Origin of the sequence: Hymenobacter roseosalivarius DSM 11622, from assembly GCF_900176135.1 — a bacterium.
GTDB classification, from domain to species: domain Bacteria; phylum Bacteroidota; class Bacteroidia; order Cytophagales; family Hymenobacteraceae; genus Hymenobacter; species Hymenobacter roseosalivarius.
The window spans coordinates 50131-72200 of the sequence record NZ_FWWW01000049.1 but is presented as its reverse complement, the minus strand read 5'-3'; the positions used below and the strand labels follow the sequence as shown (position 1 = coordinate 72200).

At 56.5% G+C, this 22070-nt stretch carries 18 protein-coding genes and 1 other RNA gene; 10 read left to right on the top strand and 9 right to left on the bottom strand.

All coding sequences use genetic code 11. The features are described 5' to 3' along the window. Positions 1–165: 165 nt before the first annotated feature. The 4 genes from B9A24_RS05720 to B9A24_RS05700 form a co-directional block, all read right to left on the bottom strand. Entirely contained in the window at positions 166–882 is a 717-nt protein-coding gene (locus tag B9A24_RS05720; RefSeq protein WP_084444216.1) for a DUF4097 family beta strand repeat-containing protein, read from the bottom strand. 86 nt (positions 883–968) lie between these two features. Then, entirely contained in the window at positions 969–1745 is a 777-nt protein-coding gene (locus tag B9A24_RS05715; protein ID WP_084444215.1) for a DUF4097 family beta strand repeat-containing protein, read from the bottom strand. Between the two features lie 292 nt (positions 1746–2037). Further along, positions 2038–2886, bottom strand: coding sequence for a HEAT repeat domain-containing protein (locus B9A24_RS05710; RefSeq protein ID WP_159451955.1), 849 nt, complete (start codon positions 2884–2886; stop codon positions 2038–2040). 5 nt (positions 2887–2891) lie between these two features. Then, positions 2892–3431 carry an RNA polymerase sigma factor gene (locus B9A24_RS05700; RefSeq protein WP_159451954.1) on the bottom strand — a complete coding sequence of 180 codons (540 nt, stop codon included), beginning with the start codon at positions 3429–3431 and terminating at the stop codon, positions 2892–2894. A 333-nt stretch (positions 3432–3764) separates the two neighbouring features. On the opposite strand from B9A24_RS05700, the gene B9A24_RS05695 reads away from it, so the two are divergent. Continuing rightward, the gene (locus B9A24_RS05695; protein ID WP_084444213.1) at positions 3765–5903 is read left to right on the top strand and encodes a carboxy terminal-processing peptidase; all 2139 of its coding nucleotides are present in this window, start codon (positions 3765–3767) and stop codon (positions 5901–5903) included. 223 nt (positions 5904–6126) lie between these two features. Here B9A24_RS05695 and B9A24_RS05690 read toward each other — a convergent pair whose 3' ends face one another. Beyond that, entirely contained in the window at positions 6127–7611 is a 1485-nt protein-coding gene (locus B9A24_RS05690; RefSeq protein WP_084444212.1) for a sensor histidine kinase, read from the bottom strand. Between the two features lie 453 nt (positions 7612–8064). On the opposite strand from B9A24_RS05690, the gene B9A24_RS05685 reads away from it, so the two are divergent. The 3 genes from B9A24_RS05685 to B9A24_RS05675 are packed head-to-tail and all read left to right on the top strand — an operon-like array spanning position 8065 to position 11631. Next, the gene (locus tag B9A24_RS05685; protein ID WP_143434781.1) at positions 8065–10188 is read left to right on the top strand and encodes a sensor histidine kinase; all 2124 of its coding nucleotides are present in this window, start codon (positions 8065–8067) and stop codon (positions 10186–10188) included. After that, the gene (locus tag B9A24_RS05680; RefSeq protein WP_084444210.1) at positions 10185–10574 is read left to right on the top strand and encodes a response regulator; all 390 of its coding nucleotides are present in this window, start codon (positions 10185–10187) and stop codon (positions 10572–10574) included. Before B9A24_RS05685 ends, B9A24_RS05680 begins: the two co-directional genes overlap by 4 nt. 10 nt (positions 10575–10584) lie before the next feature. After that, positions 10585–11631 carry an adenylate/guanylate cyclase domain-containing protein gene (locus B9A24_RS05675; RefSeq protein WP_084444209.1) on the top strand — a complete coding sequence of 349 codons (1047 nt, stop codon included), beginning with the start codon at positions 10585–10587 and terminating at the stop codon, positions 11629–11631. Between the two features lie 326 nt (positions 11632–11957). Here B9A24_RS05675 and B9A24_RS05670 read toward each other — a convergent pair whose 3' ends face one another. After that, complete coding sequence (locus B9A24_RS05670) at positions 11958–12398, bottom strand: hypothetical protein (RefSeq protein ID WP_084444208.1); 441 nt, start codon at positions 12396–12398, stop codon at positions 11958–11960. 270 nt (positions 12399–12668) lie between these two features. On the opposite strand from B9A24_RS05670, the gene B9A24_RS05665 reads away from it, so the two are divergent. Next, a complete protein-coding gene (locus tag B9A24_RS05665; protein WP_084444207.1) occupies positions 12669–13577 on the top strand; it encodes an alpha/beta fold hydrolase in 909 nt (302 codons plus the stop codon). 14 nt (positions 13578–13591) lie between these two features. Here the strand turns inward: B9A24_RS05665 and B9A24_RS22250 are convergent, their stop codons facing one another. Both B9A24_RS22250 and B9A24_RS05655 read right to left on the bottom strand, forming a co-directional pair. Beyond that, complete coding sequence (locus tag B9A24_RS22250) at positions 13592–14338, bottom strand: LuxR C-terminal-related transcriptional regulator (RefSeq protein ID WP_084444206.1); 747 nt, start codon at positions 14336–14338, stop codon at positions 13592–13594. 312 nt (positions 14339–14650) lie between these two features. After that, on the bottom strand, positions 14651–15232 hold the full coding sequence (locus B9A24_RS05655; protein WP_143434780.1) for a hypothetical protein: 582 nt from the start codon (positions 15230–15232) through the stop codon (positions 14651–14653). A gap of 404 nt (positions 15233–15636) precedes the next feature. Between B9A24_RS05655 and B9A24_RS05650 the strand changes: the two genes are divergently transcribed. After that, positions 15637–15816, top strand: a complete 180-nt coding sequence (locus B9A24_RS05650) for a hypothetical protein (protein ID WP_084444204.1) — start codon at positions 15637–15639, stop codon at positions 15814–15816. A gap of 76 nt (positions 15817–15892) precedes the next feature. Here the strand turns inward: B9A24_RS05650 and ssrA are convergent. Continuing rightward, positions 15893–16263: a transfer-messenger RNA gene (ssrA, locus tag B9A24_RS05645) on the bottom strand. A gap of 157 nt (positions 16264–16420) precedes the next feature. Between ssrA and B9A24_RS05640 the strand changes: the two genes are divergently transcribed. The 4 genes from B9A24_RS05640 (at position 16421) to B9A24_RS05625 (ending at position 22022) form a co-directional block, all read left to right on the top strand. Then, the gene (locus B9A24_RS05640; protein ID WP_084444203.1) at positions 16421–17578 is read left to right on the top strand and encodes a DNA polymerase III subunit gamma/tau; all 1158 of its coding nucleotides are present in this window, start codon (positions 16421–16423) and stop codon (positions 17576–17578) included. A gap of 38 nt (positions 17579–17616) precedes the next feature. Further along, a complete protein-coding gene (locus B9A24_RS05635) occupies positions 17617–18516 on the top strand; it encodes a hypothetical protein (protein ID WP_143434779.1) in 900 nt (299 codons plus the stop codon). 208 nt (positions 18517–18724) lie between these two features. Continuing rightward, entirely contained in the window at positions 18725–20365 is a 1641-nt protein-coding gene (locus tag B9A24_RS05630; RefSeq protein WP_143434778.1) for a hypothetical protein, read from the top strand. A gap of 16 nt (positions 20366–20381) precedes the next feature. Then, complete coding sequence (locus tag B9A24_RS05625) at positions 20382–22022, top strand: hypothetical protein (protein WP_084444200.1); 1641 nt, start codon at positions 20382–20384, stop codon at positions 22020–22022. Positions 22023–22070: the final 48 nt, after the last annotated feature.

Sequence of the window (22070 nt, the reverse complement as noted above, 5' to 3'; positions counted from 1 at the left end):
TCACGAAGCATATTTTACGAGGTATGAATGGAATTAAAAACACGTATTGTTTTTAATTCACAACCATCATTTTAGCCAAACCAAATAGCCCTCGCCTGCCACCTCACAACGCTCATGTATCAGGCAATTTGCCCCCCGGCCGGGGCTTAGCCGGCGCGGCGCTGTTTAGTTCTGCTTGCGGAAGAACACGTCGCCGCTGATGGATTCGAGGTGAATAGTGGGGCCGCTGCTGCCCAGCGTGCCGCGCACCTGGTAGCCCACGGGAGAGTTGTTCTTGCGGCCAGTAAAAGCAATATCCTGATTGGTGTACACCTCGCCGGAGATGGTTTTGAGGGCTACGTCCGCGCCTTTTGCCGGGGGCCAGCTTACATCCACGAAGCCACTGATGGATTTGGCTTCCAGCGGCCCATTCAGGCCTTTTACCTCAATGTTGCCGCTAATAGTATTGACTTTAACCGTAGCGCCGGCGGGCACTTCAATCACGTAGTCGATGCGGGCGCAGAGGCGGTACGAGCCCTTGCCATTAGCGCCCGTATCGTTCCAGGTGCTGTAGCCCTCGCTATCGGGGCAGTCGGCTTCCTGGCTGGCGCCCAGCAGCTTTTTGTCGAACGCCGACTTCACTTTTACCTCGTCGCCTTCCGTGTTCAGGGTCAGCAGCAGGGCGTCGTTGAGCTTATTTCGGTTGATGGTAACCGTGGCACGCACGGCCACTTCCTTGCCGCTGCCGCCTTTGATCTGAATGCTGGAAGCTTGTTGTAAATCCAGCACAAGCCGCTGCCGGGCGCTCAGGGGGGCTTTTTTCTCAATTATTTTCTGGGCTTCGGCGGGGTTTGTACCCAGGAGCAGGGCACCCACGGCCCCAAGTAGCAGGAATAGTTTCATGATGCGGTGAAGTGGTGAAAGGGTGAGGTGATGAAGTGGTGAGGTGATGAAGGGTGAAGTGGACAGATATTCACCATCTCACCATCTTACTTGGCTTTGCGAACGAACACGTCGCCGCTCACCGATTGCAGGGAGATCTTGGTACCACCGCCGTTCACGGTGCCTTCCACAGTTTGGCCACCCACGCGGCGCATATCGTCATTCTCATTGCCCTTACCCATGTTGATGTCGAAGTCGGTGTAGACCTCGCCCGAGATGGTGCGCAGCTGCAGCGTAGTTTTGCTGCTGGCCGGCATCGTGACATCTACCGCCCCGCTGACGCTGGAAATAGCGCTGGGAGACTTGCCCATCCCGGAGTAGCGCACCACAATGTCGCTGCTGATGCTGTTGGCTACCACGCCGCCGCCCATATTCAGGAGTTGGGCATCGCCATCTTTCATATTCACTTCCAGGTCGCCCTGCAGGTCCGTTACTTTCAAGTTGCCGCTGCCAAACTGGGTTTGGGTGAACACCACCGACGTTTGGCGCGGCACCCGGATCACGTAGTCGGTATCCTTGCGGGAGGCCTGCACCACGCGCACCGTATTGTCCTTTTCGGTAACCGCGAGGCCGATGCGGGTATTATCCACGGCGGAGTTATACACGGCGCGCAGCCCCTCGGCGCGCTTCGGTGTCGGCTCGAAGCCGTTGCCCCGAATGATGAGCTCATCGCCGTTATAGCCTTCCAGCGTTACGTCGCTGCCGTGCATGTCCAGCACGATTTTGCGGGCTTTGCCGCCGAGCTTGAGCTTATATTCCTGGGCCCACGAGGCAGTGCTGGCCGCCAGCAAGAAAAGTAAAGTGAGAAACAGCGTCTTTTTCATGACAATGAGAAGAGGAGTAAAAAGAAGTGTCGAACGCACCCGCAACCGCGACTTCCGGGGGGCTTTTTTCAAGCCCGGTTCGTTGGGAAAAATGAATTGAAATTTTTGTGTGCTTATTTCTATTAAGCTGTCATGCCGAGCTTGTCGAAGCATCTCTGCCGCTTCGTTGAGCAACGATTGGGAATACTTCTCGGTAGAGATGCTTCGACAGGCTCAGCATGACCACCTTTTTATTAACAGTTGGCATTACAACGACCGCACATGCGATACTGCACTCGCATGACGTTGCGCTTTATATCTGTATCAATTGCCCCAGTCCCGACTCGGCCTGCTGCCGCACGATGGGTAAAGCGTCACGCCGTTGAGACAAACGCTCCAGCTCAGGCACCGCGCGCCGCTCACGCAGGGCTACCAGCAGCTCAATAAGCATGATCTGCACGTTGGGATCAGTCTGGATGGTGAGGGACTGCACGAAGGCCTCCCCTACTCGTGGGTCGTCGCGGAGGCGATATAGTGCCTGCCCGGCGGCCAGCCGCACGTTAGTATTTGGGTCGAAGTTGAGCGTGTTGATGAGCGCCTGCACCGTTGGGTCGCTAATGCCTTCCGCATCAACGGCCATCTCGTTTACCAGTTGAATCCGGTCGCTGGCCGAGAGCGAAGGCGCCGTAGGGTTTACCTTGAGTGCACGAAAGCGTGGGTCGGAAGTAGTAGCAGTCGTTACGCCAGCAACATCAGTTCCCGCTGGCCGCCACAGGTTACCCAGCAGAACACCCGTGGCCAGTAGCAGAAGGCTGGCAGCGATGCGCAGCCACCACATACCCGTCGGGTCCGAAGCGGCAGGCTCCATACGCACTATTTTCGCTTCGCCCGCTACCGATTCTGGCTTAGCCAGCGCCGCTTTTTCCCGCTCAAGGGCGGCCATAAAGTTGACACGCAGCGCTGGCGGCGGGTTTACGGGCTCAGCTGCCTCAAATTTGCCCCCCAGCTCCCGCAGCTGCGCTACCCGCTGCTGGCAGCGGGGACAGTGGGCTAGGTGCGCAGCAATCCGGGCCGTTTGCTCCGGGGGCAGACTGTGCTCGGCGTAGTCAACCAGCAGGTCGGCTACGTTGAGGCATTCGGAGGAGTATTGCGTGCTATTCATGGTAGTTAGTCGAAATAAATGGTGCGCAGGGCTTGCAAGGCCCGATGCGCTTTTACTTTGGCCGCGCCCGCCGTGCATCCCAGCATCTCCGCGATTTCCTCGTAGCTAAAGCCCTGGAAGCGGTGCAGCACCAGGATTTCGTGCTGAGCGGGCGATAGTAATGCCATGGCTTCGTGCAAATCCTGCTCGCGGTCCACGGCGGCCGTGTGGCGGAAGGCGGCTCCACCCAATGCCCCCTGGCGCTCCACTTCCACCACGTCGGTGGTGCGCAGGTATTGGCGGCGCTGCCAGTGGTCGGTGTGGGCATTGCGGGCTAGTTGGTAGGCCCAGGCCCGGAAGGGCTGACCGGGCCGGTAGCTGGCCCGGTACTTTAACAGGCGCTCAAACACGGTTTGCGTGAGGTCCTGGCTGGCTTCGTAGTCGTTGGTGAGACGGTAGAGGAAGTTGAACAGCGGCCCCTGGTAGCGCTCGAACAACGGCACCACCTGGTCGAGGTCGTCGGCCTGCACGGCTGCCATTAGTTCTTCGTCGCTTCTGGTTTCCACCGGGTAGGGAGTAGGAGTTGGTTTGCAGCGAGTACCGAAAGTTTGGGCAATCGTTACAAGCGAAGGGCATTTTTTTTTGTGAAATAGGAAAAAGCCCCCCAGACGCGTCATTAGCGGCTATCCGCCAGCCACTGCGGTAGTGCTACGCTATCTAAAGACATAAGAAAGAAGACCGGGCAAATAATTATTCGCCGCCGAACAACTTGCTAGCGGATTAGTCATCTTTGCCTTATTCCATTTCAGCCGGGCAACTCTGGAACATTGCTTGCTTTGCCAGCGAAGAGCCGGCACCGTGGCCGCCCTGCCTTTTGCCTTTCACTTACGCTGTCTGCCATGCTTTCCTCCCGTGCTATTGCCACCTACGGCACCGTTCTGCTCCTCGGTATTTCAGGATTAACGGCCTTCAATTCCCCTCCTTCCTGGCTCAGGACGAGCGGTGTGAAGTTGGAGAATCCGAAGGATGAAGTGCTACTGAAAACGCTGGTACAGGGCTTGAGCGAAGCACACTACCAGCCCCAGCCCATCGACGATCAGTTCTCGCAGCGGGTATTTGAGCTGTATCTAAAGCGCCTCGATTCGGGCCACCGCTTTCTGCTGCAAGCCGATGTGCAGCAACTCCGCAAGTATCAAAAAGCGCTCGACGATGAGTTGAAGAAAGGCGACCATCCTTTTCTGGACCTGAGCACTAGGCTGATTGAGCAGCGCATTGGCGAAACCCAGGCCATGTACCGGGAGCTGCTGGCCAATCCGTTTGATCTGACCGTAGCCGAGACGTTTGAAACGGACCCCGACAAGCTCGACTACCCAGTCGACGCCGCCGCGCGCCGCGACTACTGGCGGCGGCTGCTAAAGTATCAAACACTGGTGCAGGTATCCGAAATGATGGACGAGCAAGCCAAAAAAGCCGAAAAGCCATTGGCGTCTAAGCAAGCTGGCCCCATAACCAAGCGCACCCCCGCTGAGCTGGAAGCAGATGCTCGAAAGCGCGTATTAAAATATTATGACGAGTGGTTCAATGATATAAAGCAAACTGACGCCGCCGACCGCCTGGCCCTGTACGCCTCCTCCCTCGCGAATGCCTTCGACCCGCACACCGAGTATTTTGCCCCTCAGGACAAAGACAACTTTGATATTGCGCTCACGGGCCGCCTTGAAGGCACTGGGGCTTTACTCAATGAGAAAGACGGTCAGATTTCGGTAGCGGATATTGTGCCGGGCAGCGCGGCCTATCGGCAGGGCGAGCTCAAAACCGGCGACATCATCCTGCGTGTGGGGCAAGGCGATGCGGAACCCGTAAATATAAGCGGCATACGCCGGGATAAAGTGGTGAAGCTGATTCGGGGCAAGAAAGGCACGGAAGTGCGCCTGACGGTGCGCAAGCCCGATGCCAGCACCCACGTTATCAGCATTATCCGCGATGTGGTCATTATCGAGGATACCTATGCTCAGTCGGCCGTTGTGAATGAAGGTGGCCGCAAAATCGGTTACATTTTTCTGCCCAGCTTCTATGCCGATTTCAACCACAACGGCGGCCGCAGCTCGGCCAACGATGTAAAGAACGAATTAGAAAAGCTCAAAAAAGCGGGTGTACAAGGCGTCGTACTCGATTTGCGCTTTAATGGCGGCGGCTCTTTGCAGGATGCGGTAGAAATGGCGGGCTTATTCGTGAAAAGCGGCCCGATGGTGCAGATAAAGAGCCGCCAGCGCCCGGCCCAGATTATCGCCGACCCCGACGCCAGCTTGCAGTACGAAGGGCCGCTGGTAGTGCTGGTAAACAAGTACAGCGCTTCGGCCTCCGAGATTCTGGCCGCAGCCATTCAGGATTATCAGCGGGGGCTTATTCTGGGTAACACCACCTACGGCAAAGGCACCGTGCAGCAGATATTCGACCTGGATCAGGTGCTGCCCAGCACCTTCGACAACCTGAAGCCATTCGGCTCGCTCAAGCTGACGGTGCAGAAGTACTACCGCATCAATGGCGGCTCCACCCAGTTCAAGGGCGTGACGCCGGACGTGGTGGTGCCAGACGCGTACAGCACGCTCGGCGACGGGGAAAAAGATACCGAGTATCCATTGCCCTGGGACGAAATCGCGCCGGCCTCTTACAAGCTGTGGTCGGGGGCAGCGGCTCTGAAGCAGCTGGTGGCTGCCAGCAACAACCGCGTGGCCACCAGCGCGGGCCTCAAACTCATCACCGAATCGGTGCAGCGGATGCAGAAGCGCAAGAACGACACCCAGGTTTCGCTGAATCTGGCGGGCTACCGGGCCGAGCAGGAGCTGACGCGCGCCGCCGCCAACAAGTATACGGAGTCGCAAAAGCTGGTGCCGCCCCTGGAAATTTCCCTGCTCAGCGCCACTGCCACTACCGCCGACACCACCCAAGTAAACCGGGCAGCTCGCTTTGTGAAGCCTTTGCGTAAGGATTTGGCCTTACGCGAAGCCGTGACCGTGATTAAGAATGCCGCCCTCTAGGGGGCTTTTAGTTGGCCCTGCGGATGCCGTGGCTGCCATTCAGCGACTTTATCATACTCGCTCGGTGTTCCCCGTTGGTGTTGCCGCGGCTCTGGTCGTCGGTGCTCACGCGGCAGGTTCGGATTTCAGCTTCAGCGCAGCCTCGCCGTTGAAAAAAGCCCCCGGCAATGTGTACGACTGACGCTGGGGGGCTTTTTTTGAGCTCAGTTGCCGTAGGCCGGACTTAAGGCACGCGCGACTCGGGTAGCCATATCGTAAACTCGCTGTACTCACCGGCCCCCGAGTTCACGGTGAGGGTGCCGCCGTGGCCTTTGGTGATGATGTCGTAGCTGAGCGAAAGACCCAGGCCTGTGCCTTCGCCGGGGGGCTTGGTGGTGAAGAAGGGATGAAAAATCTTGTCAATCACCTCCAGCGGAATGCCGGTGCCATTGTCGCGCACCCGCAGCAGCACGCCCTTCACCGCCCGCTGCGTACTCACCGACACGGTGGGTTTGTACGCGCTGGGCGGCAGCTGGGAGGCTTTTTTATGAATCGCGTAGAAGGCATTCGTAAATAAATTCAACAGCACCCGGCTGATATCTTCGACCACCACGGTTACCGGGCCTAATTGCAGGTCGAAGTCGGTCGTGAGGGTGGCGTTGAAGTCTTTGTGTTTGGCGCGCAGGCCATGGTAGGCCAGACGCAGATACTCGTCGGCCAGGGCGTTCAGATCCGTGGGCTGCCGCTCCCCCCGACTGGTGCGCGAATGCAGGAGCATACCCCGCACGATGTTGCCGGCGCGGTCGGCGTGCTCATTCACCTTTTTTTGGCTTTGGGCCAGATCATCCAGAAGCACTGTTATTATATGCCGGCGCTTCTCCGAAATTGGCTCGCGGGCCAGCTCTTCGCGCAGCTCTTCTACCAGCTCCATCCCTACCTCCGAGAAGTTGTCGACGAAGTTCAGGGGGTTTTGAATCTCGTGGGCAATGCCGGCCGTGAGGGCCCCCAGGGAGGCCAGCTTTTCCTGCTGCACCAACTGAGCCTGCGTGTTCTGCAAATGTTCCAGCGACTGGCCCAAGGTTTCATTTTTCTGGCTGAGCAGCTGTTCCTGCCGGAAGTTTTCCGCGCGAAAATAAGACACCACGAAAAACAGCGTCATGAAGAACAACAGCACGTTGGCGTTGTAGAAATACGCGCTATCCTGCACATACAGAAAGGGTTTCACGTACTGCATGGCGTAGCGCACCGCAAAATAGGCAGCCACGTTCAGCAAAAACAGAAGGAGAATTTTCCAGAACCGGCGGAAGAACAGCATGGCTACAATGCTGTTGGAAATCAGGTAATACTCTACGCCGTTGTATCTGCGGGCAACGGCAATAAAGGAGCACAGCAGCGTGACACTCAGAACGCAGTAATAAGCCGAGGCATCGTAGCGACGGTAATAATTGAGAACCAGGGGGGGCAAATTTAGGAACACGCCCGCGAGGCAGATCCGAAACGTCAGCCAGTCGGGGGAATTGAAGAACACGACAACATAGCCGGCATAAATGGCAATCGTCACACTGCTGATACCATTCAGCAGCCGCACGCGCTTCCCTTGCCATTCCGTGAGTTCCTGGTGCACCCCAATATTGACGAGGCGCTTCCACGATTCCTGCAAGGGCGAAACCAACTTAGCCAGTAGGCCAGCCGAAGCACCATCCCCTGCCGACTTGTGAAGTGTGAGCATAGCAGTACTAAACTAACCAAGGATAGAATAGCGCGAAAGCCACCGGAAAGACAAGCGCGCTTCGCTACCGTTGCTTATGGCTTATGATTGAAACACACAGGCTGAATGGTTAAGAATGAGTAATTTAGTTGAAATGGATTCATTTATAATTGTTCCATTTATAATCATACTATATTTAGTAATAATCATCTTGTCTCTGAGGCCTTAAGCAAACAGGGTATAGTGCCTATGCTACTGCCTCAGCCTTCCACCCGACCCAAGCATAAGAATTTCACTATACAATGAGCATACCCAGCCGTTGGGGCTGGAATTTCCGCCACCGCATCAGAAGCAATCCTGCCTGTTATGCACTGCTATCTGCCCATAAAAGCGCTTATGCTACTGGCACTGGTTTGTGCCATACGGGCAGGAATGGCACAACCAGGCACCAGCAAGGCGGTCTATCTCGATAAAATGCCCCCCGCTGGAATCGTGCTTGATAACGGCTGGAAATTCCAGGCCGGCGACGATGAGCAGTGGGCGCGTCCGAACATCAATGACCGAAACTGGCAACCGATTAACCCCACCCTCCCCCCCCGGCAGCTTCCGCAAGTGCGGCAGGCGGGTATCGGGTGGCTGCGGCTACGGTTCCGGGTAGGCCCTGAGCTTCAGCGCCACGCCCTGATCCTGAGCATTTTCCAATACGCCGCTTCTGAGGTGTACCTGAATGGGCAGCTGCTGCGTCAGTACGGAGTAGTCAGCACCATCCCCGTCCTGGTAAGGGCCTATTGGCCTAATGGAGAGCCCATCGAGCTGCCGCTGGCGGATGAGGGCGAGCAGGTATTGGCCGTGCGGGTTGCCTACTGGCCACCCCTTTCCGCCTTCAACGAGTTTTTTGCCCCCACTTTCTTTCAGCCGCGCCTGAACGGACTACAGCAGATGGAGCAGAATTTTAAGCAGGAAGCCAAGTATAAAGTGGCCGATATGCTTCTTTTTGGAGCCCTACTGCTGCTGAGCACGCTGCACATCGCGTTCTACGCCTACAACCCAAACCAGCAGGCTAACTTTTACTTTGCGCTCTATACGTTGGCCGAAGCCTGCGCCTTTTTCTGTACCGGCTTTCTGGATGATGTAGGCCGCCATGGGCTGCGGCTTGGTATGGATATCGTATCCTACGCGAGTCTGCAGATTGGGAGCGTATTGGCCGTGCGGGCGCTCTACAGCTTTTTTTATATGCGGGTCGGGCGCATCTACTATGCCCTCTGGATAGCTAATATTTTCAGCCTGCTGCTGTTGATGTTTGGGCAAGGGCTCAGCTGGTATCCTACCGTCGGCTTTATGCTGCTGGTCACGGCAGAGCAGCTGCGTATTACGCTGGGCGCCCTTCGGCAGGCGAAGCGGGCGGCGGGCATCATCGCCCTGGGGTTTGGCATTGCCTTCGTACTGCTCCTCACGTTTGCTACTCTGTCGGCGCTCCGGTCGGAAATCCTTCACCAGGAAGTGCTGGGCATTCCGCTGCACACCATGCTCACGTTCTCCGCTTTTCTGAGTCCTGTGCTGGCTATTTCGTTATTTCTGGCCTGCCGCTTCGCTCTGGATAGCCGCCTGCTCATGATTAAGCTGGCCCAGGTGCGACGGCTTTCGGCCCAGGCTACTGCCCAGCAGGAGGAGAAGCAGCAGTTGCTGGCGCAGCAGAATGAGTTGCTGGAGCAGCAGGTACAGCAGCGCACCGCCGCTTTGCAGCAAACCCTGAGCAACCTGCAAGCCACGCAGCAACAGCTTATTCAGAGCGAGAAAATGGCCTCACTGGGCGAGCTGACCGCTGGCATCGCCCACGAGATTCAAAACCCCCTGAACTTCGTCAATAACTTCGCCGAGGTAGGAGTCGATCTGCTGACGGAGCTGAAAGCTGGCCCCCTACTCAGCCTGGCTGACAGAGAGCGCAAATCGGCCGAGGAGCTGGTTGATGACCTCTCGCAAAACCTGGAGAAGATAACGTATCACGGGAAGCGGGCCGACAGCATCGTGAAGGGCATGCTGGAGCATTCGCGCGCCAGTCGGGGGGAGCGGCAGCCCACGGATCTGAACGCCTTAGCCGACGAATACCTGCGCCTGGCCTACCACGGCCTGCGTGCCAAACACAAAGACTTCAACGCCACCCTCACGACCGATTTCGACAAGAATCTGGGCCTGGTAGAGCTTGTGCCGCAGGAAATAGGCCGGGTCCTGCTCAATCTGATCAACAACGCTTTTTATGCCGTGCAACAGCGGCAACGGCTGGGCCAGCCTGGCTACCGGCCGGAGGTGTGGGTGGCCACGAAGCGCCTTACCAACGGGCAAGTAGTTGTCTGGGTGAAGGATAACGGCATGGGCATTCCGGACGTCATCCGGCAGAAAATATTTCACCCCTTTTTCACCACCAAGCCGCCGGGCGAAGGTACGGGCCTGGGCCTCTCGCTCAGCTACGACATCATCACCAAAGGCCACGGCGGCACTATCACGGTCAGGACTAAGCCGGGTGAATACACGGAGTTTGCGGTATCTCTACCAGTAAGTCAGGAACACGTACAGGCACAAACGCTAAGTTATTCTATATGAGAAAGATCTTGGTTGTAGACGATGAGGCCGATGTACGGCTCCTGTTTGAGCAGCGCTTCCGCCGGGAAATCCGTGAGGGAATATTTTCTTTTTCCTTCACCTTTTCCGGCGAGGAGGCGTTAGCGTACTTAGAACAGGAGCCGCATTATTCGGAAGTGGTGCTGATTTTGTCCGACATTAACATGCCGGGCATGAGTGGCCTGGAGCTGCTTCGCCTGATCAAGAAAGATCATCCGATTCCGCCGCCCTTGGTGATGATGATTACAGCGTATGCCGATGCCGGGAGCTACGACACGGCTATGAAGCTGGGAGCCAATGATTTTTTATCAAAGCCGCTTGATTTTGCTACGTTAAGACAAAAGCTGCTTCTCCTGAATACTACCTGAAAGCCACGCTATGAAAACCAAGATACTGGTGGTAGATGATGAGGCTGATTTAGAGTTGCTGATCAAGCAGAAGTTCCGACGCAAGATTCGCGAAGGCACCTATGAGTTTCGGTTTGCCCACGATGGGCAGCAGGCACTGGATAAGCTCAAGGAGCAGCCCGATGTCGATATTGTGCTCTCTGATATCAATATGCCCGTGATGGATGGGCTGACCCTGCTTACCAAGCTACCCGAGGTAAATCCGACCCTGAAAACCGTGATAGTTTCGGCCTACGGCGATATGCAGAACATCCGCACGGCTATGAACCGCGGAGCCTTCGACTTCGTGTGCAAGCCGGTGGATTTCGCAGACCTGGAAGTGACGCTGGAGAAGACAATCGGGCAGGTAAAGCAGCTGCGCGAGACAATCCGGGCTATTCAGGAAAACAACATCCTGAAGATGTACGTGGACGAAACGGTGCTCAATTTCATGGCGCGACCAGGCCTGGAAAACCGTCTGATGGCGAGTGAAAGCATTGAGGCCACCGTCATTTTTATTGATATCTGCGGCTTCACGGCGCTGGCTGAGAAGCTGCCCGCTGATGCCCTGGTACGTTTGCTGAATATGTACTTCGATCAGATGGTGAAGGAAATCATTGCCCAGGGCGGCTACGTCGATAAGTTTATGGGCGATGCCGTCATGGCTGTTTTCCGGGGCACGTATCATCTGGACCGCGCCATCGATGCGGCCCTGTCGGTGCGGACCTTACTGCAAACCAACTCTGAGCCGCTGCCTGATGGCGTTACCTACCGGCCAGATGTAGCCATTGGCATCAGTACGGGGGAAGTGGTATCCGGCAATATCGGTTCGGCCTCGCTGAAGCGTCTGGATTATACTATCATTGGGGACACCGTAAATCTGGGGCAGCGCCTGCAGTCAGTAGCGCAGCCGGGGCAAATTCTGGTTACCGAAGCTACATACCAAAAGGTCAAAGAGTCGTTTCAGTGCCAGCCCGTGCAGGAGTTTACCTTAAAGAACAAGGCCCATCCCGTGATGACGTACGAAGTAGTGTCGTAGGCAGTCTGTCGTTGAACCAATAGGAAATATGTCCAACTCGAGTGTGCTCTCGCTTGGCTTTTCGCTTTAACACGTCATCAAACAGCGTCTTGCCCACATTCTACATCAGAACTGATGCAGTTGCTGTTGCGAAACCACTTTGCCCGCACCTGGGGGGCTTTTTTACGTTGCCGCAGCCACTTTTGGGCCTTCGACCGCTGATTGGCTTTCCAGGATTTTTGCTTCGAGTGCGTAACTTCTGGATTAATCGTGCCGCGCCCTGGACCAGGTGAATCACATGATCCAAAGCGTATCAGAACACGCCCTGAGTTAGTTCGGGGCGCAGCTTAGCGCTTGGTAAACGTGTAGGTGTAGCGCTTGTCGGCAATCGTTTGGGCAAAAGTTAAGGTATTCGCGCTCAGCTCAATCACCTGGTGCGCGCCGTTGTGGCCGTTGCTGATGCCCATGCCGAGTATCATTTTCCCGTCGTCCACCCACCGAACTCCCTTTATCCGTTGTGGAGATGCAGCCGAACACTTGGAGGCTCCCTCGTCGTAGAACATCTCCTGCGCCTCTTCAAAGCGCATATAGTCATCCTTGTCGCAGGCACTTAGCGTGGCGTGCGTATCAGTAGTAACGCCATTGACCGTTATTGTGCTGCCCGTACGCATCCAGTCTTTACCGGTCAGGAGCTCAACTTTCAGGGCGGGTTCCGGCTCGGCGTTTTCTTTGGTGTAAGCCGCTATGAAAGGGACAGCGAGGAGGGCGAGGAAGAATAAATTTTTCATATAAAAGTTAGCAGGAGAGATATAGAAAGACGAAGCAGTTGGGAAGGGTACGCGGCAGGCAGTGTGGGCGCTCAGGCGGCTCCCGATGCTTTTTATCCCGTAAGATGTGCCACCGCTAACCAGTAAGGAGACGGAGTAAAGTGGCTGTAAAGTACCTTACTACCTCCACTGCCTGCAATACCCCTTTTTAGGTATTATTCTATTTTTTGGTAGTATTATACCTTCCTATATATTCTTGCTAAACTGTGTTCCCTTGGTCGAATAAATGCTATGCCTTCCCCTCCGTTAGCCCCTTCTGCACACTCACACTTTCCAGCACTGGCCGGCCTGGCACTGGAGACAGCAATGCGGCCTGTTTTCCTGGCTTTGCCGGAGCTCTCGCTGCGTGTCGCCACCTACGAAGGTGGTAACCCCATGGGGCCCCCACTATTATTTGTACACGGCAATTCGCTGGCAGCCAGTACTTTTCAGCGACAATGGACGGCACCCGAGCTCCAGGCCTTTCGCCTTGTGGCCCTGAATCTGCCCGGCCACGGCCAGTCGCCTGATGCTCCCGAGTGGTATTCGCCACCGCGTCTCCGGCAGGTGCTGGTAGCCGCTATTCGGGCCCTGCGCTGCGAGCAGGCCCTGATCGTGGGTCACTCCTACGGGGGCCATCTGCTGCTCGATGCCCTACCGGAGCTATCTCACCTGCGGGGCCTGCTCACGGTGGGCACCCCACCCGTGAGCACCCCTACGGACTTAGCTGCCGCCTTTCGCCTGAGCGAAACGGGGGGGCTATTCTATGCCCCTTCTCTTACGGCTGACCAAGTCACTGCTTTGGCGCGCTACTGCCTGCGCCCTACTAGTCCCGATGACGAGGTGGCCCTGCTGGCAGCTGCCCTGGGCCGGGCCGATGGGCGGATGCGTACGGCTCTGGCCGCCAGTATCGCCGCAAGTGAGCTTGCCGATGAAGTCGGGCTGGTCCGCGCTACCTCCGTGCCGCTGGCTTTTATTCTGGGTGAGAAAGAAGCGATGCTCGCTCCTGACTACTTTGCCTCTCTGCTTATGCCTACCTGCTGGGGTGAAGCGGTGCAAATCGTGCCGCGGGCGGGGCATCTACCCTTTCTGGAAAATCCGACTGCTTTCAACGCCCTGCTGCTGGCCTTCGCCGCACACACCTCCCCTGCCTCCCACTAGCGCCTAGCCTAAAGTCAGGTATCCAAGTGGCTCAACAGGTGGCTCAGGTCGCGGTTTCCCAGCTTGCGCCCGATATTGCGGCGGTGCGTGCTGATGGTATGGCTGCTCACGTACAGCTGCTCGGCAATCTGCTGGGAGGTATAGCCCCGCAGTACCAGACCCAGCACGGCCTGTTCCCGCGGACTCAGCGTATCGGCTTCTGGGGGTGCGGCGGTCCGTACCCAGGCAGCAAAGCCAGGATGGGAAAAATGAAAGCGGATGTCCGTCGTGACCTTGTGGTGAGTAATATCAGTGTAGATGCTGCCCACCAGCACGAGTTTGCCGTCCTCATCCAGGCGGACGGGAAAGTTTTGGCGCAGCACGCGTACCCAGTGCCCGTCCTGGTGACGCAGGCGATAATCTATAGAGAATACGTGCCCCTGAAGCTCGTGGCGGCAATGGTCGGCAAAGCGGGCGGAGAGGGCCGTTGCTTCGGCAACGAGCGGTCCGTCGTCGGGATGCATGCGGGCATAGAGCCACTCGAAGCTGAACTCCGCCGGCGGGCACCCCAGCAGCGTCTCCACGCCGGGGCTGCAGAAGTGAACCTGCAGTTCCGGCAACTGGGTCACGAGCATAAACTGCGTGCGGAGCAAGTGTTGGCCGAGCGCCTCCACCGCCTCGCGGACCGTCTCGGCGGGAGGTAAGGCGATCAATTCTTCGGTGTGCAGCTGTTGCCAGGTACGCCGTATAAGCGCCAAAGTAGAAGGAACATCAGGGCCCATAAGCGGTAAGTTCACTTTTTTTGCTTCCGCGGGCAAGTGAGCACCACCTCAAGATCCAGCGGGGGTGGTTTTCGGTCATGAGCACCAGAAGGCAAGACTTGTCCCTGTCTGTTTCAATCAGATCATTTCACAGGAAAACCCGCTTTGGCATCCTACCAGAAGTAAAACATGGCCGCGCTGGCTACCAGCGCCGCCATGAACACGGCAATTATCAGATTGTCTCGGGTATTTGTGTTGATGTTCTGCATGACCGGGAAAATTAAGGTGGGAGCAGGTAGCTAATGTGCATAAGCAACCGTGCGTACACGGACATCAGGGCCTGAGGCTTTTTGAGCGGACCGCAACTTGTGGGGGAGCCAGCACTGCCCTAATTTTTGTGCCTTCCGTAAGATTGCCACCGGCAAGGCTACGCAGCCGCAGGTCCACGACCAAAGTGCCGTCGGTGCTTAAATGGGAGCCCAGAACTACCCCACTTGCCGCGAACGATTTGTCTTCCCAACGGCTTAGTCGGGCTTCCCAACCGGGAGCAACAGGCTGGGTATAGGCGCTGGGGGGCATTAATTGCATCTGGAAAGGCTCCAGCTCCAGCAGCGAAGCCACGACGGTATTATAAGTCAGATACGTGCTGCCATCAATCAACTTCTCCGCAACAAAGCCATTGACGGGTGCTACCACATAGTTGTGGTTGTAGCCCTTCACCAAAATGTGGCCTTTGCGCACGTACTGCCCCGGCTCGAAGAATATGCGCTTGATGCGCCCCTTGGTATGCGCGAGCAGGGAGTGGTACCGGCTCATAGTAACCACGCCCGGCGACTCCGCCAATACCGGCGCGGGCACCAGCTCAGATGATAATTCCTCCTCGGCTGCCAGCGCTGGCGCAGCACCCGGCTTCATAGCCGGTATCAATTCTGTTGGGCCCTTCCAGCCACACCCCTCACAGCTAAGCATCATTATCAGTGCTGCAGCAACCAAGCTCACCTTAGAGGAAGGCAGAACGTATTTCTTGCCCATACACAAAAGCTTAGTGGATAAACTGTGCGCCAAGCCAGGTAGCCACAGTACCGTAGCCATAACCAGCGGCTTTGGTAGACACTGCTTCAGAAGTACTTATATGTTGCTCTGGGTAAGTATTATGCAGACTTTAAGACCTCGGCAAGCCACATAGTGAAGATAAGAAACCAAACTATCTTTTATTAAACTATTTTGATAAAAATTTATACCATTTTTGTCTGTCGTCAGCTGTAAACAGGTGCTTCATAAGTTGGCATAATTGATTACTCAGCAATGAATGGCTTTCCTTGAACAGCATCGAAGCCTATAACGGCTTCCGGAGCATAGACTTCCCAGCGGCCCTACCTAACTCTTCTGAGCCCCAACGCCTGCTCTATCCCGAAACCGAACGCACCACCGACAGCCCGGAAGTAACCCAGCCGGGTTCGTTGGATGACCTGCGGGATGGCGTTTGGTGGAATAAGTAGGTGCTAATAAGAGGTTGTTAGCTAATGCATAACAACTATAAACAAAAAAAGCCCCCCGAAACCGGGGGGCTTTTTCATGTGGAGCTGCAGGGATTCGAACCCTGGTCCAGACAAGGAAACCGACGAGCTTTCTACGTGTGTATCTATGCTTGAATTGTCGGGGAAATCCGGGCGCACATCAGGCCTTTGAATTTCCCTTAGATGCAGTTGTTTTCGCCTGAGCATCACACCTCTGCCCAAACTATCCCTTTACTTACGACGTCCCGTGCTCACCCGTGAAAAGGAAGACGGATGCGGAACGATGGCATTACTTAGTACCTAGACTAAGCAGCCATGGCGTAGCTATACTCGCCATTTACTGTTTGAATGACTTTTTAACAGGAGATCCATTCAACTCCTGACACGCTTACTCGCGACCTGCACAAGCTGTCAATTCCAGTCAGCCCCAAATTAGAAAGAACGATACCCGCGCCGAAGAGCGGGGTGCGAATGTACGCACATCACCGGGAAAACGTTGCCGGGGGGCAATTTTGTTCCGGTATAGGTAATCCCAAGCGCCGGCTTGGGGTTCCTTGCCTTTCGGGGTATCTTTGTAGGTAGAAGTATGGAAAATTTCGTCGTTTCGGCCCGTAAGTACCGGCCTGCCACCTTTCGGAGCGTGGTGGGGCAGCAGCACGTAACTACTACCCTGCAAAATGCCATTGTCAGTAACCATCTGGCACAGGCTTTCCTGTTTTGCGGTCCGCGGGGGGTGGGCAAAACCACCTGCGCCCGCATTCTGGCCAAGACCATTAACTGCCAGAACCTCTCGCCCGAAACCGAGGCCTGTGATCAATGCGACTCCTGCCGCTCGTTCAACCAGAACGCGTCGTTTAACGTGCACGAGCTGGATGCGGCCTCCAACAACTCGGTGGAGGATATCCGCAGTTTGGTGGAGCAGGTGCGCTATGCCCCGCAGACCGGCAAGTACAAGATCTACATTATTGACGAGGTGCACATGCTCTCCAACGCGGCCTTCAACGCCTTTTTGAAGACCCTGGAAGAGCCGCCGTCGTACGCTATTTTCATTCTGGCTACCACCGAGCGGCACAAAATCATCCCCACGATTTTGTCGCGCTGCCAGATATTCGACTTCAACCGGATTCGGGTCGATGATATCGTGGGCCATTTGGGCTATATCGCGCAGCAGGAGCAGATTACCGCTGAGCCCGATGCCCTGCACTTAGTGGCGCAGAAAGCCGACGGCGCTCTGCGCGATGCCCTCTCCATCTTCGACCAAATGGTCACGTTTTCGGGTAACTCGCTCCGCTATCAGGATGTGGTGCAGAACCTGCACATTCTGGACTATGAGTACTACTTCCGGCTGGTCGATTTTCTGGTGAATGAAAACCTCTCCGGCTCCTTGCTTTTGCTGGAGGAAATCATGCAGAACGGCTTCGACCTGCATAATTTCGTGGTGGGCGCGGCCGAGCATTTGCGTGGTTTGCTAGTGTGCAAAGACCCCGTGACGGTGCAGTTGCTGGAAGTGTCGGAGGGCATTCGGGCGCGCTACGTGCAGCAGGCGCAGACGGCTCCGCTGCCTTTTCTGCTCTCGGCCCTGAACCTGGTCAGCCAGTGCGACCGGGAGTTCAAGCAAGCCAAAAACCAGCGCCTGCATGTGGAGCTGACGCTGATGAAGCTCACGTACTTGAACGGTGCTGTGCAGTTTGCCCGCGAGCTGGGGGCTGGCTCCAACGGCGAGGCTAAAAAAAAAGTAGCGTAAGTGGTGCGACTCCGCAAAATGCCCCCCAGTCAAATGGAATGGCTACGAATGGCGCTTCGGTAGCCGCTGCTTCGCCCAATGGGACGGCAGCTAGTGCGCCGGCTGTGCGCCCGGCTGTTACGCCAAGCGCGGCATTGTCTACGCCTCCCGTTGCGAGCAATGGTGCAGCCAGAATGCCCCCCAGCGCGCCTTTTTCGGGCGCAGAGCTCGTTTCGGCCCCCGCTGAGCCCGAAGAAATAATTCCGGTGGAAAGCGGCGTGGAGGAATTGCACGACACGCCCAGCATAGAAGACGAAGAGGCTGACTTGCCGACGGCGCAGCATCAGGTGCTGGACTCGGTTCCGCACGTAGATACCGGCGCGCCTAGCATGGCTGGTCACGAGCCGGACCAACCGGCACCAGCGTCAAAAATGCCCCCCACTCCATCGTTAGCCACCTTGAAGCCGTTGAATGGGGGAAGTAAAATCCCCAGTCTGAAAGACCTGAAAGCCCAGGTAGCCCAGCAGGCCGCGGTGGTTAAAAATGCCCCCCAGGAGGTGGCGGAGCCGAGCGGCCCGACTCTTGGTCTGCCAACCATTGATGCGGAGCTGCTACAGCGCGTGTGGCAGGAATTGAAGGAGGAAAAACGGGCTCAGGACCGCATGAGCGAGTACATGGTTTTAAATCGGGACGTGACCGCCAATGAGCAGCATGTGATTGAGCTGGCAGTGGATAACCCAATTCAGATTGATCAGTTCAACGATTTCCGGATTGAGTTTCTGACCGAGCTGCGTCGTCGCACGGGCTACCCGCGCCTCTCGGTGCAGCCCGTCATGACGGAGCAGGCACCGACGGCGCGCAAGCTGTATACCTCGGCTGATAAGTTTGAGTATCTGGCCGACAAGTTTCCGTCGTTGCGCGAAATGAAGCAGCGCCTGGGCCTGGACACGGATTTTTAAGAAGCTGGTTGAGCTGGCCTAACGCTGTAGAGACGCATATTCGCGTCTCCTCGTTGCTGATGTTATTTAAACAGATGTATTCTGAATCGGTCGTTTAACAAAGAGACGCGAAATGTCGCGTCTCTACAATGTCTTGACTACCTGAACATCAGCCCTTCCACCTTTCCCTGAATTTAACAACAACCTCAGCTTGACTTTCTTTAGCCGCTTGATCAACAAGCTTTTGCCCGCTCGTCATCAACGTCTACTCACGGGCTTGCTCTTCGGACTGCTGCTGCTCACGGGCCTGCTGCTGCACCGCGACTACGGCGTATCCGCCGATGAGCGGATTGACCGGCTGAATGGGATGATCAACGTCAAGTACATCGCGGAGCTGGTGGCACCCGAACTGGCCCGCCAGCAAGCAAATTATCACCTTATTCCCCCGTTAAAAGGCTTTATCGATAACACTCACGGGGTAGCGTTTGAGGTGCCCATGGCCGTGATGAGCTTCCTGTTCATGCGGGGCGATTCGCAGGCCGCCTACTACTGGCGGCACTTCTGCATCTTCCTGATTTTCACGGCCGGCGTGTATGCCCTGTTTCGCCTCAGCAGCCTCTACCTGAAAAGCTGGCGCTGGGGCCTACTCACAGCGCTTTTGCTGGTGCTTTCGCCCCGGCTTTTTGCCGATGGCTTCTACAATCCCAAAGACATCGTCTTTATGGCGCTGTTCACTGTTGGCATTCATACTCTACTGCGCTTCCTACGACAGCCTTCTTACCGGCGGGCGTTGCTGCACGCCTTAGTCACTGCCCTGGCCGTGGATATTCGCAGCCTGGGAGTGCTGCTGGTTGCTTTTACCGTGGGCATGGTGAGCCTGGAGCTGCTGCTGCCAACCGAGAGACGAACGACTAACCGACAGCTGTTACTGGGCACGCTACTGTATACGGCCCTGACCCCGGTGCTTATAGTCATTGGCTGGCCGGCGCTGTGGGAAGCACCGTTCAGCAACTTATTGAACTCCTTCCGCAGTCTGAGTAAATACCCTTTCCGGGGCTCCTTGCTGTATTGGGGGACCATCATTCACGTACCGGCCAATCCGCTGCCCTGGCACTATATTCCGGGGTGGATTCTGGTCACCACGCCGCTGGCCTACACGCTGGCCGCCTTCGGAGGACTGCTGCTTACTCTGCGCCCCTTACTGCGGCGCTGGCATACTTGTTTGCGGGTGCCGGAGCACCGCCAGAACCTGCTGTTGCTGCTGTGGCTGTTTGGGCCGCCGTTGCTGGTTATAGGGCTGAACTCCATCATTTATAATGCCTGGCGGCATCTGTTTTTTATTTATCCGGCTCTGCTCATCCTGGCTGGTCGGGGCCTGCGACACTTGTATGCGCTGACGCGTCATGCTTCCCGAGCGCGGGTTTTCGCGGCTACTTTGCTACTGGTCGCGGCCGGGCTGGAAGGTGTTTATACCGTCGTACGCATGGTTCGGCTCCATCCGCATCAGTACGTGTACTTTAGCTTTTTGCCCCCCGCCACGGCCGAGCGGTTGTTTGAGCTGGATTATTGGGGCCTCTCGTACCGGGAGGGGTTGGAATGGGTATTGGCCCACGACTCCAGTCAGCAGATAACCATCAGCGGTAACCCGAGCTACCTAGACAATAACATGCTGATTTTGCCCCCCAGCCAGCGCGCGCGCCTGCGCTATATTCCCAGCCGGGCCGAAACGCCTACGGATGCCCGCTATTTTCTGACGGCTTACCACTACTATGGCGGCCGCCCCAAGACGTATCCAGATAGCTTAGGCAGAGAGGTTTACACCATTCGGGCCGATGGCCTGCGCATCTTTTCGGTATTCAAGCGCTGGTAAGCTTCATTTTTGCCTTATGCCATTCGTCAGTTCCTTTCTGAAGTCGCTGTTCACTCCTCGCCGAGTAGTTGGCTTGTTCTTCGGGCTGCTACTGCTCACGGGCCTGCTGCTGCACCGCGACTACGGTGTATCGGTGGATGAGCCGCGCCACAAGCTCAATGCGATGGTAAACATCAAGTACGTGGGCGACTTGCTGGCCCCGGAACTGGTGCGTCGGCAAGCGGGCACTGAGCTTATCCCGGCTCTCAAAGGCTATAGCGAAAATGACCACGGGGTAGCCTTCGAGGTTCCGATGGCTCTGCTGAACCTGGCGTTTACGCGCAATAATCCGCAGGCTGGTTACTGGCTGCGCCATCTGTGTATTTTCCTGGTTTTCGTGGCGGGGGTGTATGCTTTGTTTGGTCTGGCTACTTTCCGTTTTCAAAGCTGGCGCTGGGGGCTGCTGGCCGCTTTGCTGTTGGTGCTCTCGCCCCGCTTCTTTGCTGAGGCTTTCTACAACGCTCAGGATATTGTGTTCATGGCCCTGTTTACGCTAAGCGTTTACTCCCTGACCTGTTTCCTGCGGCGGCCTACTTACCCACGGATCATGTTACACGCCTTAGCTACGGCGCTGGCCATTGACGTGCGCATCCTGGGAATAATGAGTGTGGCGTTTACCCTCGGAATGGTAAGCTTAGAGGTAGTTCTGAGGCCCCAGGCTGAGCGGTCTATTAAGCAGCAGCTCTTCAAAGGCACGTTACTTTATCTGGCCGCATCGGCCGCTTTCGTGGTTGCGGGCTGGCCCGCGCTTTGGGAAGCGCCACTCGCCAACTTTGCGGCAGTTTTTCGCAGTATGAGTCACTTTGGCTGGCACTCCAAAGTATTTTACTTCGGACAGTATTTGCCCGGCCATCAGATTCCGTGGCACTACATTCCGGTCTGGATTGCGCTGACCACGCCCCTGCCCTACCTGGTAGCCGCGGGGCTGGGTTTGTTCACGGAACTGCGGTCCGGGCTGCGTGGGGGGCTTTTTTACGTCCGCTCGCTAGAATCTCGGTTCGCCCTGCTTTTCCTTGTCTGGCTGCTGGGCCCTATTCTACTCGTGATTGCTTTACACTCGGTGGTCTATAATGGCTGGCGGCATTTGTACTTTGTTTATCCAGCCCTACTGCTGTTCGCGGTGCAGGGCGTACGGACTTTGATTGCCTACAGCCGGCCGTCTTTGAGCCGCCAGCGCCTCGTCTATCCGATCTTACTACTGGGGGGCCTGGAAGTGGGCCACACGCTGGTGCGCATGGTGCGGATGCATCCGCACCAGCAGGTGTATTTCAGCTTTTTGCCCCCCGATGCGGTGGTGGGCCAGTTCGACCGTGACTACTGGGGCCTCTCCTACCGCCAGGGACTGGAGTGGGTGCTGGCCCACGACCCCAGCCCCACCATCACCTACAGTGGCGACCCATGGATGCTGTACTGCGGCACGTTGCTGCTGCCGGAAGACCAGAAAAACAGGTTACGCTACATCTGGGATGCCAACCGCCCGGAAGTCCGCTACTTCCTGACTACCTACCACCAGCACAACTACCCACACTCCTACCCTGATAGTGTGGGCCTGGGACGCGAGGTGCATACCATTCGGGCTGGAGCAATCCCGATTTTATCGGTGTACCGGCAACAGTAACTCTCTATCAACTCCCCGACCCTACAGGCCAGCTTTGCGGGTATGGTT